Consider the following 14,352-nt stretch of genomic DNA (forward strand, 5'->3'; position numbering starts at 1 on the left):
GAAGCGCAGCAATGTGTGAAGCTTACCGGTACTAATAGCTCGATTGGCTTGATCGTTCTCATTGTTCATGCTCATCGGCGCAGCATAGCTGCACTGATGATGCTGATCTTCTGTCCTGACGCGCCAAAGCGCTCCGGACGGGCCGCGCCATCAGGCGCGACGGCCTCTGGCCTTGCGGAGATTCGCTCCGAAACGCCAGGCCAAAGATCAAAGACGTGTTCACAAAATTAAGACAAACGAAGGCTCGAGCCTTCTACCAGCTTCTCAAAAGATTGCCCTTAGCCGACCTGGTGGTCATGGCGGGGTGGCTGCACCCGTTCCCATTCCGAACACGGCCGTGAAACGCCCCAGCGCCAATGGTACTTCGTCTCAAGACGCGGGAGAGTAGGTCGCTGCCAGGTCTGCTAAAGGCAATCAAATCTTCTCATAACAAGCCTCGGCCCAAGCCGAAATCGGGCCGCCCTCAAAGCGGCCCTTTTGCAATGCATAAACAATAACGCGGGGTGGAGCAGCCCGGTAGCTCGTCAGGCTCATAACCTGAAGGCCGCAGGTTCAAATCCTGCCCCCGCAACCAAGTTTCTTAAAGACTATCAAGACTTTAATCGGCCTCCTTCGGGAGGCTGAAGTCGTTTTTGGACCTAGCACACAGTCAGCACAAACACACCCCACCCGTTTGACGGGAGGCTTGATGGTGTGATTCCCTCTTCCCATATCGAGCAATAAGCGAAATGGGAGGGCAGCATGCCAAGCCATGAAATCCTCGGAGGATTGGTGCAGATTTACCGGCGCGGGGCCGCGTCTGGCATTGCTCTACGTCCATAAAGGGCCGTCAGTATCGTGTGAGCACCAAGGAAACCGGCTTGGAGCAGGCCAAGGCTTTTGCAGAAGACTGGCTTCTCGGTTTGCGCGGGAAATCGGCGGCGGGTATTTTGAAGACCGAAACCACCTTCGCGGAAGCCGCCAAGAAGTTCGAGCAGGAATATGCGGCCATCACCGAGGGGGAGCGCAGCCCCAAATGGGTGGAGGGTCACAGCATCCGCCTGCGGCTCCATCTGGTGCCGTTCTTCGGCAAGATGGGCGTCTCGGAAATCAATGCCGGTACAGTTCAGGATTATCGCGTGCAGCGCATTGCCACGTCCACGACGGGGAGGGCACCGGCACGCAGCACCTTGCATGACGAGGTGGGCACGCTCCGGCAGGTCCTGAAAACCGCCATTCGCCATAAATGGCTCCAGCATCTTCCCGACCTGTCGCCGCCGTATAAGACGCAGGGGAAGATTGTTCACCGGCCATGGTTCAGCCCCGCCGAGTACAAGCAAGCTTGACCTGCCACTGAAGTTTCATCCGGCTGCGATTAGAGCGTCGGCGTTTTTTTGATAAGCCAAATGGCGGGGTGGGAGCAACCGGCGGAAACGCGGAGCTTCCACATTGCGTAGCGTTGGAGCCGGTTGCGGCGATGATCCCGGCATAGTCCGCTGGGGTCTGGTATCCGAGCGATGAGTGCGGCCGGAAATTGTTGTAGTCGCCGGCCCATTCCGCAATGGCGCTGCGAGCATGATCGAGACCGAAGAACAGGCTCTCGTTGAGCAGCTCGTCGCGCATGCGGCCGTTGAAGCTCTCGACATAGCCATTTTGCATCGGTCTTCCCGGCGCGATGTAGTGCCACTCGACCTTGTGATCCTTCGACCAAGCAAGGATGGCATTCGAGGTCAGTTCGGTCCCGTTGTCTGAAACAATCATGCCGGGCTTGCCCCTTCGCTCGACAAGCGTCGTCAGTTCCCTCGCGACACGGCGACCAGAGATAGATGTGTCCGGGATCGCCGCCAGGCATTCGCGTGTGACATCGTCGACCACATTGAGGATGCGAAAGCGTTTGCCGCAGGCGAACTGATCGTGGACGAAATCCAGCGACCAGCGAGCATTCGCTTTTGCTTCGACGAGGATCGGCGCACGCGTGCCAACAGCACGACGCCTGGCTTTGCGTTTGCGCACGCAGAGACCTTCCTCGCGATAGAGCCGATAGATGCGATTGACACCGGACGGTTCCCCATCGCGCCGAAGCAGAATGAACAGCCGTCGGTAGCCAAACCGCCGTCGCTCATTGGCCAGATCGCGTAGCTTCGCTCGCAACTCGACCTCCGGCGGTCGAGAGGATCGATAACGGATCGTCTTTCGGTCGGCACATACAATCTGGCAGGCCCGCCGTTCCGAAAGCCCCATCGTGACCTTCAGATGCGCGACAGCGTCACGCTTGGCGGCAGGCCCTACCATTTTTTTGAGAGAAGTTCGCGGAGTGCGGCTGTATCCAGCATCTGTTCGGCGAGCAGCTTCTTCAGCTTGGCGTTCTCATCCTCCAGCGCCTTCAGGCGCTTGGCCTCAGATACCTCCATGCCGCCGTATTTAGCTTTCCAGTTATAAAAGGTCGCTTCGGAAATCCCGTGCCTACGGCAAAGATCGCCCGCTTTCGCTCCGGCCTCCTGCTCCTTCAGCACCGCAATGATCTGCTCTTCCGTAAATCGCTGCTTCTTCATAAGTCCGTCCTCAATGGGCCGGACTCTAATCCATTCTGGAGGAAGTTCTCAGTGGCAGGTCAATGGCGTTCGAGGTCAGCTCCGTTCCGTTGTCCGAGACGATCATGCAGGGGTAACCGGTTGTGAGCGCGATGCGATCCAGTTCCCGGCCGACACGCTCGCCGGATAGCGAGTTGTCGACCACGGTGGCAAGGCACTCGCGGCTGAATTCGTCGAGGACATACAGGATACGGAAGCGCCTGCCGTCGACCAGCGCAACCGAGACGAAGTCCATGCTCCAGCGCTGGTTCGGGCCCTGCGGGATTGCCATCGGCGCTCGTGTTCCCAGGGCTCGTTTGCGGCCACGCGCTTGCGCCCTGTTAAGGGTCAATATTCGGCGCCGGTTGACACTCAGGACTTTCCCGAAACTGGGGCGAAGTTGGATCTCATGCCGGTTGTCGCCATCTCTTTGCATTTGGCTCTGCACATTGTATAAAATGTGCACCTGCGTGAAGCAGGAATGCCGCGTGGCGACTGTTAGCAAGAGCTTGAAGCACAAGACGATGTCGACCGCAGCTGCCGAGGAAATCCGAAGCCGGATCCTTGAGGGCGTTTTTCCGCCGGGGCGTCAGTTGCGTCAGGAGGAATTGGCGCAGGAATTCGGAATCAGTCGCATACCCATCCGCGAGGCCCTGCTCTTGCTCGAAAGCGAGGGGATCGTGCGCATCCAGCCCCATCGCGGCGCCGTGGTCGTAGAGCTAAGTGCAGAGGAGGTCGAAGAACTCTTCAACATGCGCATCCTTTTCGAGCCGTTTTTACTCGAAAGGTCGGCGCCGCATCTCGCACCCGCGGATTTCGAGAAGCTAGATAAAATCCTTGACCGTTACGAAACGTCGATCGATAAGCTGGATATCGACCGCTGGAACGATCTGAACTCCGAATTCCACATGCTGCTTTATACCCATGCGCGGAGCCCACGTATAACCAGTACAGTCCAGAACCTCCTCGGCGAATGCGACCGGCACACGCGAATTCAGCTCTCCAACATTACTGGCGATCGGGCGCGGGCCGTCCGCGAACACAAGGAACTCGTAAGGCTCTGCCGGGAACGGCGTTTTGCAGAGGCGGCCGATTTCATGCGCATGCATATCGATCGTATCCGGGTTGGCCTAATGGCGCTTCTCCATCTCGACCAGACTGACGCAACAGAAGCAACTGTGGGTGAACAGTAAAAGGGGCCGACGTCGCAGGCGGCGTCGGCCGGTTTTCGCTCTCAGGCGCGGCCCACCGTGAACAGATGTTCGAGCTTGTCGACCTCCACCTCGATACCGAGACCGGGACCGGTCGGCGCGGAGCCGAAGCCGTTTGACGAGCGTGGAAGATAGCTGGCAACGTGGCCGTCCGTCCAGTCGTTGAAGAACGGAGTCATCAGCAGCGATTCCGGCCGGGTCGTTGCCGCCACATGGCTGGTCGCGGCCGTGATGATGTCGCCGCCCCACATGTCCTCCACCGAGACCGCCATGTTCAGTTCCTGTAGCAGGTCGCGGGCTTTGATCGTGTTAGTGAGGCCGCCAAGCTTGCCGAATTTGAGGTTCACCGATACAGCGTTGGCCTCATACTTGGCGCGATAGATTTCGTCGTGGTTGACGATCGACTCGTCGAGAACGAGTGGAAGCGCTGATCCACGATGCGCGAGGATGCAATCGGCCGTCGAGCGGCAGGGTTGCTCGACATAGACTGCGAGGCCGGCCATGCCTTGGAGTGCGAGCTTCGCTGACGCAAGCGACCAGCCGCCGTTGGAATCGGCCACGATGATCGTCTCGGAATCGCCAGCTTCCACGCTGGCGCGGGTCCGCGCAATATCATCCATGGGGTTGTTGCCGACCTTGAGCTGGAAGCGATTGATGCCGGCGGCCCGCCGTTCGCGAATGAACTCGCCCATGGATTCAGGCGCGGCCAGCGGCACTGCCTCGTAGATTGGAAAGCGGTCGTTGAGTACGCCGCCGATCAGCGCCGAGATCGGCCGGCCGAGCGATTTGCCAAGAATATCCCAGCAAGCGATGTCGATCGGGCTCTTGGCGAATTCCTGCCCCATCAACGTGCCGGCCATGATGCGGTTGACCATTCCGATATTGGTTGGATCTGTACCGATCAGCGCCTCCGAGAGGTCCTTCAGCGCGATCCGAATGCCATCTGGAAAGGTCGGCAGGTAGATCTTGCCGAGTGTCGTGATCTCGCCCCAGCCTTCGAGACCCTGGTCGGTGCGGATGCGGATGACCGTGCCGTCTTCCGTGGCCGCGACACGGTCTCCAGACATGACGTATGTTCCGTGGGCATAGCCGACGGTATACTTGTAGATGTCCACCCCGGTGATTTTCATGGTCTTTCCTTAAGATTGGCGGCTGCGTCTTGCGCAAGCAGTTGCATCAGAATGTCATATTGGGTGCCGGAGATGCGGACTCCGTCGCGCGTTGTGCGCGCCCTGGCGGCGAAGCGCCGTGACGAGGGTAGTCGGGCGCCCTGAGCTGGAATCGCCTCAAGCAGCCGTTCGGCGCTTTTGAAATGCCTGTCGCGTTCCGTGCCCATGAACATGTCGGGCGACAGTGCGATGATCAGTTCACCATGGCAGGGGGCGCCGCCGTCGCCATCATCGAAAGCCTGGGATTGCGGGCTTGTCATATCTCCGACCAGCGGGCCTGCGAGAAGCTCGATCATGGTTGAAAGCGCTGAACCCTTGTGGCCGCCGAATGTCATCTGCGCGCCGGCCATGGCCTCAATCGGGTCGTTGGTCGGATTTCCCTGCCGATCGAGAGCCCAGCCATAGGGAATCGGCTGATTGCGCTGGCGATGAAGTTCGATCTCGCCGCGCGCGACGACGCTGGTCGCGAAGTCGAAGATGTAGGGCAGGTGTCCCGGCCGAGGCCAGCCGAAGGCGAGTGGATTGGTGCCGAACAGCGGCGTCCGGCCGCCGTTTGGCGCGACCCAACTGTGGCTCGGCGTCATGGCGAGCGATACGAGGCCCCGCTCGGCGAGAGCCTCGACCTCCGGCCAGAGTGCGGTGAAATGAAAGCAGCGATTGATCGCCATGGCGGCAACGCCGTGGCTCCGAGCTCTTTCCGTCAAGGCGTCGATCCCCATCGTGAAGGCAAGCGAGGAGAAGCCCATATCGGCATCGACCCTGACGATGGCGGATTGATCTGATTGGATTTTCGGCTTGGCAGCAACATTGACCTTGCCGGCGGCGATGGTCCGCACCAGCCCGGCGAGGCGATAAGTGCCATGTGACGCGCATTCGTCACGTTCAGCGGCGGTGATGACGTCTGCCAGCGCATCGGCATGCGGTTCCGTGAGCCCGTGTCTGACGAGGATGCGCGTGGCCAGGGCTTGGATTTCCTGCAGACTCAGAACGCGGTGTCCTGGGGCTTCCTCTGCCGCGGGCTGGCCTTTGGAGGAGAGGGAGGATGGGCTTATCGCCGTCATTTCGAAACTACCACTGCAATCGGACTTCAGTTGCGCGACCTGCCGGAGGTTCGCACGCCGCTGTGCGCGAGATTTTCGACGAGCTCGTCAGAAATCTGTTGCGCAGGCGATGTGTAGTATGCGAAAGCGAAACGCAAGAGCCGCTTTTCCGAAGGTCGTGCGGAGGCAGGATCTGAAGACGTGCTCGGCAGCTCGCCTTCAGCCCGGCGCTCCATGGCGCCGGCAATAATCAGGGAACCGAAAGAGGGAAGTGATGGAGAATTTTACGGATTTGAAAATAGGGCGGCGTGGCTTTCTGGCGGCGGCTGCGGCAGGAACGGCAGCGCTCGCAGCGCCCGCCTTCATTCGCGATGCGCGTGCAGCATCGGAAATTACGATCATTACCTGGGAAACATATCACGAGGACGCATGGATCGCGGAATGGAGCAAGGCGACCGGCGTCAAGGTCAATGTCGTTCGTGCCGGCTCCAATGACGAGATTTTTGCCCAGACCCAGTCGGGCGCGATCCAGGCCGACGTACTCTATTTCGAGTCGGGTTCCATTCCGCGCTTCAAGGAAGCTGGCCTCATTGTGCCGATTGACGCTTCCAAGCTCCCCAATGCGGTCAACATAACGCCCGGCCTCAAATATCAGGAACGCAACACGGTCGATGGCGATCTCTATGGTGTACCCTATAGTTGGGGAACGCAGCCGTTGATGTTCAACGCGGATGTCGTCACCGAAGGCACCGACAGCTGGGCCGCGCTCTGGGACGAAAAGCATGCCGGCAAAGTCAATCTGTTCGATGATGCCTATATCACCTTCCCGATGATCGCGCTGCAGGCTGGCGTTGCGGATCCCTTCAATCTTTCGGACGAAGACTTCGCCAGGTGCGCCCAAGTGCTCGCCGCCCTTCGTCCACAGGTCCGTACCATCGCGCGCGGCTTCAACGACGCCGCGGCGATCTATGCGGCCGGTGACGCGGTCATCGGTTACTGCAATAACGTTTCCATCGTCTTTAATCTCCAGCGCAAGGGTATGAACTTCAAGTACACCTTCCCCAAGGAAGGTACGCCGACCTGGATCGACAATGCGGTTTTGACCCCGCATGGCGATCGTCCGGAAGTCTATCAGTTCCTCAACGACAACCTGACGCTGGAATGGCAGTCCCGCTTCATCTCCTTGTCACTCAACAACGGCGTACTGACCGACGAGGGCGCCAGACAGGGTGGTGTGAAGGACGATATCCTCGCCAAGACCAACATCATCGATCAGAATCAGCCCAGTTTCTGGGAGAAGATGGTTTTCTTCAAGGCGCCTGAAAGCGTCGATCGTCGCGTCCAGATGTGGAACGACTTCAAGGCTGGAACCCTCTAGTTTCCGGGTGGGGTAACTGACATGCCTGCACGTAACGATGCAATCATCCGGTTCGAGAATGTCGTCAAGCGCTATCCCGGAGCTGCGACTCCAGCGCTTGAGATCGATGAATTTTCAATCGAGCGAGGTGAGTTTTTCTCGATCCTCGGGCCCAGCGGTTCGGGCAAGACGACCGCGCTGCGCCTCATCGCTGGCTTCGAGCAGGCCGATTCCGGCCGCATCTTTCTCGATGGCCAGGATGTAACCGACGTTCCGCCGCACCGGCGGAACGTCAATACCGTGTTCCAGTCCTATGCGCTGTTCCCGCATATGACGTTGCGGCAGAATGTCGAATATCCATTGAGGATGGCAGGGGTCGACAAGGCCGAGCGCAGTCGACGTGTCGCCGAGGCGCTGGAAATGGTGGCGATGGACAAGATGGCGGAGCGCCTGCCGCATCAAGTCAGTGGCGGCCAGCGCCAGCGCGTGGCTCTGGCCCGTGCCTTTGTTGGCCGCCCCAGGGTGCTTTTGCTCGACGAGCCGCTGTCCGCGCTCGATCTCAATCTGCGGCAGCAGATGCAGCATGTGCTGGTCGACCTGCAGCGTAAGATCGGCATTACCTTCATCTATGTTACCCATGACCAGAGCGAGGCGTTGTCGATGTCGAACCGCGTCGCCATAGTCAATGCCGGCAGCATTCAACAGCTCGACAGTCCAGGCGAGATCTATTATGCGCCCAACAGTCGCTTCGTCGCCCAGTTCATTGGCAAGTCCAACCTGATCGCCGCAGAGGCGGCGGGTTCGGCGGATTCCTCGGTGGTCTCGGTGTGTGGCGAAAGCTTCGGCATGGCGGCGGTCCGCCGACCCGGCGCGATAAGCCTTGGCCTGCGGTTCGAGGCGCTGACCATAACTCCCGCCGATCGGCCGTGCCCCGAAGGTGTCGCGCTTAAAGGCCATGTCTCCGACGTTCTGTTTCTTGGCCATACTTGCGAGGTGAAGGTCCGTTGCCGCGACCAGGATTTCATCGCCTTTGCGCCGGCGCGGCGTGGTGCAATCCTTGAGCATGGCCAGCCGGTTTGGCTGTCCTTCAAGCCGGAAGACTGTGTGGTGCTTGATGACTGACGTCGCCCTTGCATCGCGCGCAAACCCGAACACTGGGAGCGCTGTCCCAGCCGTGCTGTGCGGCATTCTCGCGCGAATGTCGCTTTATGCCTGGCTTGCCCTGCTCGTGGTCCTGCCGAATATCCTGCTGATCGGCGTCAGCCTGCTCACCTCGAAGAACGGCGTGACCAATTTCGATCTGACGCTGCAGAATTTTGCGCGCGCGTGGGAATCGTCAGGCGTCTGGGTTCTGCTCTGGCGGACAGTGGCGACCGCCCTGCTGGCCACGGCGATTGCTACGCTGATCGCCTATCCGATGGCCTATTACGCAGCGCGCATTCTTGAGCGCGGCCGGTTCCTGTCGGTCATGCTGGTCGTCATCCCGCTCTGGATCAGCCTGCTGATGCGTGTTTTCGCCTGGCGGGTGATCCTCGGCGAGAGCGGCGTGCTCAACGCCTTCCTGTTGCGGATGGGTCTGATCTCGGAGCCGAGTTCGGCGCTGCTCTACAATTCCTTCGCCGTCTTCCTCACCTTCGTATATGTCTCAATCCCCTTCATCTTCGTCGCTGCATATTCAGCGATCGACCGCATTCCGCCCAGCCTGACGGAGGCGGCCAACGATTGCGGCGCAAGCGGCTTGAGGGCTTTCTTCACCGTCGTATGGCCGCTGTCGCGTCCCGGCACTTCGGTGGGCGTGGCGCTCGCCTTCCTCATGGCGGTCGGCGACTACATCACGCCGTCGATGGTCGGCGGACTGAATGGGACGATGCTCGGAATGGTCATCGCCTCGCAGTTCGGCATTGTCGGCAACTGGCCCTATGGCGCGGCGCTCGCATTGATGCTGCTTGTGACGGTCGCCGTCGTTCTCGCCATCATGTTCAGGACAGCGCGCGTGCCCGGTATCCTGACCGGCGAGACGGGTGGGATGCTGTCAGTACCGGCAGGCGCCAGGAGTGCCGGCAACATTTTATTCCGTTGGCTCGCCTTTGCGCTGTTCTGTCTGCCCTATCTTTTTCTCTATGCGCCACTCGCAATCATCGCGATATTCTCTTTCAACGACGCGACGGTGCAGGTGTTCCCGCTAAGCGGCATGACGTTCCGCTGGTATCAGGAGGTACTGAGCAACACAGCGCTGCTTGCGGCGCTGAACCGGTCGCTCTATGTCGGGCTTCTGGTTCTGTTGATCTCGATCGCCGCCGGAACGGGATTTGCTATCCTGCTCGCCTATGCAAGGCTTTCCTTCGGGAAGCTTTCGGAGCAATTGCTGACGCTGCCGGTCGCCATACCGGGTGTAGTGCTAGGCATCACGCTTGTGCTTGCTTTCCAGTTGCTTCGCATCCCGACAGGTATTCCGCGCGTCGTGCTCGGGCATTGCACATTCGTCATGCCGGTCATCATGCTGACGGTGCTCAGCCGGCTCAGACGGCTGGATCCTGCCTTGGTCGAAGCATCGACCGATCTCGGCGCGTCCTACGCCAAAACGGTTTGGCATGTCGTGTTGCCACTCGTGCGCGGCTCGATCATCGGTGGGGCGTTGCTCGGTTTCACGCTGTCGGTGGACGAGGTGGTGGTCTCGCTCTTCCTGACCGGAACGCAGCCGACGCTGCCGGTCTGGGTGTGGAACCAGATGCGGTTCGGCTTCACTCCCTCCGTCAATGCCATATTCGTCTGCATCGGTATCGGATCGATCATGCTCACCCTCATTGCGCGCCGCTTCCTCGACGCCAAGGGCACCTGACCGCGCTGAATCATCAAGAAGAAAGGAACAAGCATGTCGTCCACCGCTCAAGAGCTCGCCCGGCTGGCCGAAACCATTAGACCGGAAACGAAGGCGTTCATCGATGGCCGCTTTGTCGATTCCGCCAGCGGCAAGTCCTTCGATACAATCAACCCGGCCACCGGCAAGGTCGTTGCCTCGGTCGCCGAAACCGACCGTGAGGACGTGGATCGCGCCGTTGCGGCTGCACGCTCCGCCTTCAACAAGGGCAGTTGGCGCAATCTCGCTCCGCGCGATCGCAAAGTCGCCTTGCTGCGGCTTGCCGATCTGGTCGAGAAGCATCAGGAAGAGTTCGCCGTCCTCGAATGCCTCGACACAGGCAAGCCTGTCCTCGATGCGCTCAATGCCGACGTGCCGGACGCGATTGCCACGCTGCGCTGGCATGCCGAGGCGATAGACAAGATTTATGACGCCGTTTCGCCCACCTCCGCCGATATCGTCTCGATGGTGGTTCGCGAGCCCATCGGCGTCGTCGGCGCTGTCATCCCCTGGAACTTCCCCCTCGCGATTACCGCGGTGAAGATCGGTCCGGTGCTTGCTGGCGGCAACTCCATCGTGATCAAGCCGGCCGAGCAGACGCCGCTCACGGCCCTCAGGCTTGCCGCCCTTGCGGCAGAGGCCGGCATCCCCGATGGTGTGATAAATGTCCTGCCAGGCTATGGCGAGACATCCGGACAGGCGCTCGGCCGCCATCGCGACGTCGATTGCCTGAGCTTCACAGGTTCGACGGAAGTGGGTGGCTATTTCCTCAAATATGCCGCTGAATCCAATCTCAAGCGCGTGCTGCTGGAACTGGGGGGCAAGAGCCCTGTCATCGTCATGGACGATATCGACGATCTAGGTCCTGTCGTGGAACAGATCGCTCTTGGCATCCTGTTCTCCCAGGGCGAGAACTGCAGTGCAGGCTCTCGGCTGCTGGTTCATGCCGGCATGAAGGACCGTCTGCTCGAAGCCGTCATCGAGAATTTCAAGACGTGGAAGGTTGGCGATCCCTTTGCTGAAGACACCAAGATGGGCGCCATGATCGAGCAGAAGCACATGGAGCGGGTGTTGGGCTATATCGAGGCCGGCAAGCGCGAGGGCGCGTTGGTCGCGCTCGGTGGCAACCGTATCCTCGAACAGACCGGCGGCTACTTCATCGAGCCGACCGTGTTCGATGGCGTCGCCAACAGCATGACCATTGCCCAGGAGGAAATTTTCGGCCCCGTGCTGTCGACCATCACGTTCAATGACGTCGAGGAAGCGGTCGCGATCGCGAACGACACGAAATATGGTCTGGCCGCGCAGCTCTATACCAACAATCTGCACATCGCCCATAAGGTCTCCCGCGCCATCCGCGCCGGAACGGTCTCGGTCAACTGCTTCTCGGAAGGCGATCAGGCCGTGCCATTCGGCGGTTACAAGCAGTCGGGCTTTGGCGGGCGCGAAAAATCCATGCTGGCGCATGACCAGTATCTCCAGTTCAAGACGATCTGGATGCAATTGAGGTAGGCAATGACGGATATGGGGAAGAACTCAAACTACGACTATATCGTCGTCGGCGCGGGGTCGGCCGGCTGCGTGGTCGCCAACCGCCTGACCGAGGACGGCACGCGCAGCGTGCTGCTGCTCGAGGCGGGACCACGCGACGGCTCGATCATCATGCGGATGCCGGCGGCACTGGGCCTGCCACTCGAAAGCACGAAGTACAACTGGGCCTACAAGAGCGAGCCCGAGCCCGGACTGAATGGGCGAATAAGCGACCAGCATCGCGGCCGGGTGCTGGGCGGCTCGTCATCTATCAACGGCATGGTTTTCGTGCGGGGCAACCCGCTCGATTACGAAGGTTGGGCGGCGAGGGGATTGCCGAAGTGGTCCTATGCGCATGTCCTGCCTTACTTCAAGAAGATGGAAACCTTCGAGAAGGGCGGTAACGAATACCGTGGTGCGACTGGCCCGCTGCATGTGCACCAATGCCGTGCCGAAAACCCGCTCTACGAGGCCTTTCTTGCTGCAGGGCAGGATTTCGGCCTGCCGCTCAGCACCGACCAAAACGGCTTCCAGCAGGAGGGCGTCAACCGCGCCCAAGCCTCGGTTCGCAACGGCGTCCGCGAGAGCACGGCAGTTGCCTATCTGCGTCCGGCCGAGGGGCGGCGCAATCTCGCCATCGTGACCGGTGCGACCGTGACGCGGCTGATCATGGATGGCAGCACAATACAGGGTGTCGAATACGAGATTGGCGGTGTCGTGAAAAAGGCGATGGCCGGAAAGGAAGTTGTGCTGAGCGCCGGTGCGTTCGATACTCCCAAGATACTGATGCTCTCCGGCATCGGCGATACCGATACGCTCAAGGCGCATGACATCGCGTGCAGGGTCCATCTACCCGGTGTTGGCCGGGATCTCCAGGACCATGTCGCCGTGGCTATCCAGTATACGACAACCAAGTCGGTGTCGCCGACAAAACAGCTCTCGAAATTGGGGCGGCCTTTCGTCGGGTTGCGCTGGCTGTTGACCAAGGCCGGGCTCGGCGCGAGCAACTATTTCGAAGTCGGAGCATTTTTCCGTGGCAATGACACGGTGTCCTATCCGAACATTGAGCACGAATTCCTCCCGATGATCGGCGAATTCTATCGTGGCGAGGCGAGGGTGCTCGACGGCTTTCAGTATTTCACCAGTGTCATGCGTCCCAAGAGCCGCGGTCGCGTCTCGCTCCGCTCTGCCGATCCGAAGGCCGCCCCGAAAATCGAGATCGGCTTCTTGACCGAGGATGCCGATCTCAACGAGATGATCGAGGGTGTGAAAAAGACACGCGAGATCATCCGCCAGAAGTCGTGGGATCCGCTTCGCGGACGGGAGGTCACGCCCAGCGCTGACATTTCTTCCGACAAGGATCTTGCTGCCTGGATTCGTCAGAATGCCGGAACCGCTTACCACCCCGTCGCGACCTGCCGGATGGGCAACGACGAGATGGCTGTGACCGATCAAGACGGCTGCGTACACGGCGTGAGCGGGTTGCGCATCGCCGATGCGTCACTGATGCCGGCGCTGACGACGGGCAATACCAATGCGCCAACGATCATGATCGGCGAGAAGATCGCCGACGCCATTCTCGGCCGGCAACTGCCGCCGCAGAACTCCTCCTTTTATACCGGCCGGCATTGAAGCCGGCCGCCGTGTGAGTTCCACGAGCTCGCGATAAAGGGGACTGACGATTTCAAGGGCGTCCAGTCGCATGAAATCCTGCGCGATGACTTTAGCATGTTTTCCTTTTTGCGGCTCGGGCCGGAATCGAATGGTCTCCATACGCTTGTTGTATTGCGGTGATATACTCAATCCATCCGGTCATTCGCGCGTTATCGTCCGGAACGCCTCCGCCAACCTCCTGACAGCCACCTCGATCTCGGCCGGCGTGTAGGCGGCAAAGCCCATCAGGAAGCCGGCTTGCGGATCGTTGGCAGCATGGAGCGCCGACAGGCCGAGGATGTCGATCCCCACTCGTCGCGCGGCATCGATGGCCGCGCGCTCGGATAGATCGGCGGTCAGGACGCACGGCATCTGCAGGCCGCCGGCCGGAATGCGCGGCTCGATGAAATCCGCCAGGTGTCTGCCCACTTGGCCGGCCAGCACGTCGAGGCGTTCGGCATAGATGCCGCGCATGCTGCGGACGTGCGCGCCGAAATGCCCGCCTTCCATGAAGCGGGCAAGCGTCAATTGCGCCATGGGCGCCGTATGTCCATCCAGCAATGTGCGTGCGACGGTCATCGGCTTCACAAGCTGCGGCGGCAGCACGACATAACCGATCCGCAGACCCGGAAACAGCGACTTGGTGAAGGTGCCGATATAGATCGTCCGGTCGTGCGGATCGAGACCCTGCACGCAGGCCGTCGGCTTGCCGGCATAATGGAATTCGCTGTCGTAATCGTCCTCCATGATCCAGGCCTGATGCCGGGCCGCCCATTCGATCAGGGCAAGACGGCGCTCGAGCGCCAGCGTCGTGCCGGTGGGGAACTGGTGGGAAGGCGTCAGGTAGACCGCCCTTGCCGGCGGCGCGGCCATGATCTGCTCGACTATGAGAGGTCGCCGCCAGGCATCAGTGTCGGTCCGGAAAGAAGTTGCGTAATCTGAGTCGGTTATGATTCCCTGGCTTTGAGATGATTCTTTTCGGGCAA

The 14,352-nt window shown here is 60.2% G+C and carries 10 protein-coding genes, 1 tRNA gene, 1 rRNA gene and 3 pseudogenes; 10 read left to right on the forward strand and 5 right to left on the reverse strand.

Going from position 1 to position 14,352, the window contains the following annotated elements:
* The 4 genes from EXZ48_RS35360 to EXZ48_RS32920 form a co-directional block, all read left to right on the forward strand.
* On the forward strand, positions 1 to 231 hold a 231-nt coding region (locus tag EXZ48_RS35360), incomplete at its 5' end, for a hypothetical protein (protein ID WP_207900583.1).
* 55 nt (positions 232 to 286) lie between these two features.
* Positions 287 to 401, forward strand: a 5S ribosomal RNA gene (gene rrf, locus EXZ48_RS32910).
* A gap of 96 nt (positions 402 to 497) precedes the next feature.
* A tRNA-Met gene (locus EXZ48_RS32915) sits at positions 498 to 574 on the forward strand.
* A gap of 286 nt (positions 575 to 860) precedes the next feature.
* Positions 861 to 1,325: a hypothetical protein gene (locus tag EXZ48_RS32920; protein WP_210255084.1), complete on the forward strand. Its 465-nt coding sequence runs from the start codon at positions 861 to 863 to the stop codon at positions 1,323 to 1,325.
* 15 nt (positions 1,326 to 1,340) lie between these two features.
* Here EXZ48_RS32920 and EXZ48_RS32925 read toward each other — a convergent pair.
* Together EXZ48_RS32925 and EXZ48_RS32930 are read right to left on the reverse strand one after the other, a co-directional pair.
* Positions 1,341 to 2,531: pseudogene (locus EXZ48_RS32925) on the reverse strand (IS3 family transposase).
* Between the two features lie 61 nt (positions 2,532 to 2,592).
* Positions 2,593 to 2,877: pseudogene (locus EXZ48_RS32930) on the reverse strand (DDE-type integrase/transposase/recombinase); the annotation flags it as partial.
* Between the two features lie 160 nt (positions 2,878 to 3,037).
* Between EXZ48_RS32930 and EXZ48_RS32935 the strand changes: the two are divergent.
* A complete protein-coding gene (locus EXZ48_RS32935; RefSeq protein WP_130521224.1) occupies positions 3,038 to 3,742 on the forward strand; it encodes a GntR family transcriptional regulator in 705 nt (234 codons plus the stop codon).
* A 41-nt stretch (positions 3,743 to 3,783) separates the two neighbouring features.
* Here the strand turns inward: EXZ48_RS32935 and EXZ48_RS32940 are convergent, their stop codons facing one another.
* On the reverse strand, positions 3,784 to 4,890 hold the full coding sequence (locus tag EXZ48_RS32940; RefSeq protein ID WP_130521225.1) for a mandelate racemase/muconate lactonizing enzyme family protein: 1,107 nt from the start codon (positions 4,888 to 4,890) through the stop codon (positions 3,784 to 3,786).
* Positions 4,887 to 5,990, reverse strand: a complete 1,104-nt coding sequence (locus EXZ48_RS32945) for an Ldh family oxidoreductase (protein ID WP_130521227.1) — start codon at positions 5,988 to 5,990, stop codon at positions 4,887 to 4,889. Before EXZ48_RS32945 ends, EXZ48_RS32940 begins: the two co-directional genes overlap by 4 nt.
* 253 nt (positions 5,991 to 6,243) lie before the next feature.
* On the opposite strand from EXZ48_RS32945, the gene EXZ48_RS32950 reads away from it, so the two are divergent.
* Genes EXZ48_RS32950 through EXZ48_RS32970 form a run of 5 tightly spaced genes read left to right on the forward strand, consistent with a single transcriptional unit; the run spans position 6,244 to position 13,345 of the window.
* Positions 6,244 to 7,347: an extracellular solute-binding protein gene (locus EXZ48_RS32950; protein WP_130521229.1), complete on the forward strand. Its 1,104-nt coding sequence runs from the start codon at positions 6,244 to 6,246 to the stop codon at positions 7,345 to 7,347.
* A gap of 21 nt (positions 7,348 to 7,368) precedes the next feature.
* Positions 7,369 to 8,448: an ABC transporter ATP-binding protein gene (locus EXZ48_RS32955; protein WP_130521231.1), complete on the forward strand. Its 1,080-nt coding sequence runs from the start codon at positions 7,369 to 7,371 to the stop codon at positions 8,446 to 8,448.
* Positions 8,441 to 10,165: an ABC transporter permease subunit gene (locus EXZ48_RS32960; protein WP_130521233.1), complete on the forward strand. Its 1,725-nt coding sequence runs from the start codon at positions 8,441 to 8,443 to the stop codon at positions 10,163 to 10,165. Before EXZ48_RS32955 ends, EXZ48_RS32960 begins: the two co-directional genes overlap by 8 nt.
* Before the next feature lie 33 nt (positions 10,166 to 10,198).
* The gene (locus tag EXZ48_RS32965; RefSeq protein ID WP_130521235.1) at positions 10,199 to 11,695 is read left to right on the forward strand and encodes an aldehyde dehydrogenase; all 1,497 of its coding nucleotides are present in this window, start codon (positions 10,199 to 10,201) and stop codon (positions 11,693 to 11,695) included.
* A 12-nt stretch (positions 11,696 to 11,707) separates the two neighbouring features.
* Complete coding sequence (locus EXZ48_RS32970; RefSeq protein WP_130521238.1) at positions 11,708 to 13,345, forward strand: choline dehydrogenase; 1,638 nt, start codon at positions 11,708 to 11,710, stop codon at positions 13,343 to 13,345.
* A 180-nt stretch (positions 13,346 to 13,525) separates the two neighbouring features.
* Here the strand turns inward: EXZ48_RS32970 and EXZ48_RS32975 are convergent.
* Positions 13,526 to 14,251: pseudogene (locus tag EXZ48_RS32975) on the reverse strand (PLP-dependent aminotransferase family protein); the annotation flags it as partial.
* Between the last annotated feature and the right edge of the window lie 101 nt (positions 14,252 to 14,352).

It is taken from the genome of Shinella sp. JR1-6, from assembly GCF_004284735.1.
Lineage (GTDB): Bacteria > Pseudomonadota > Alphaproteobacteria > Rhizobiales > Rhizobiaceae > Shinella.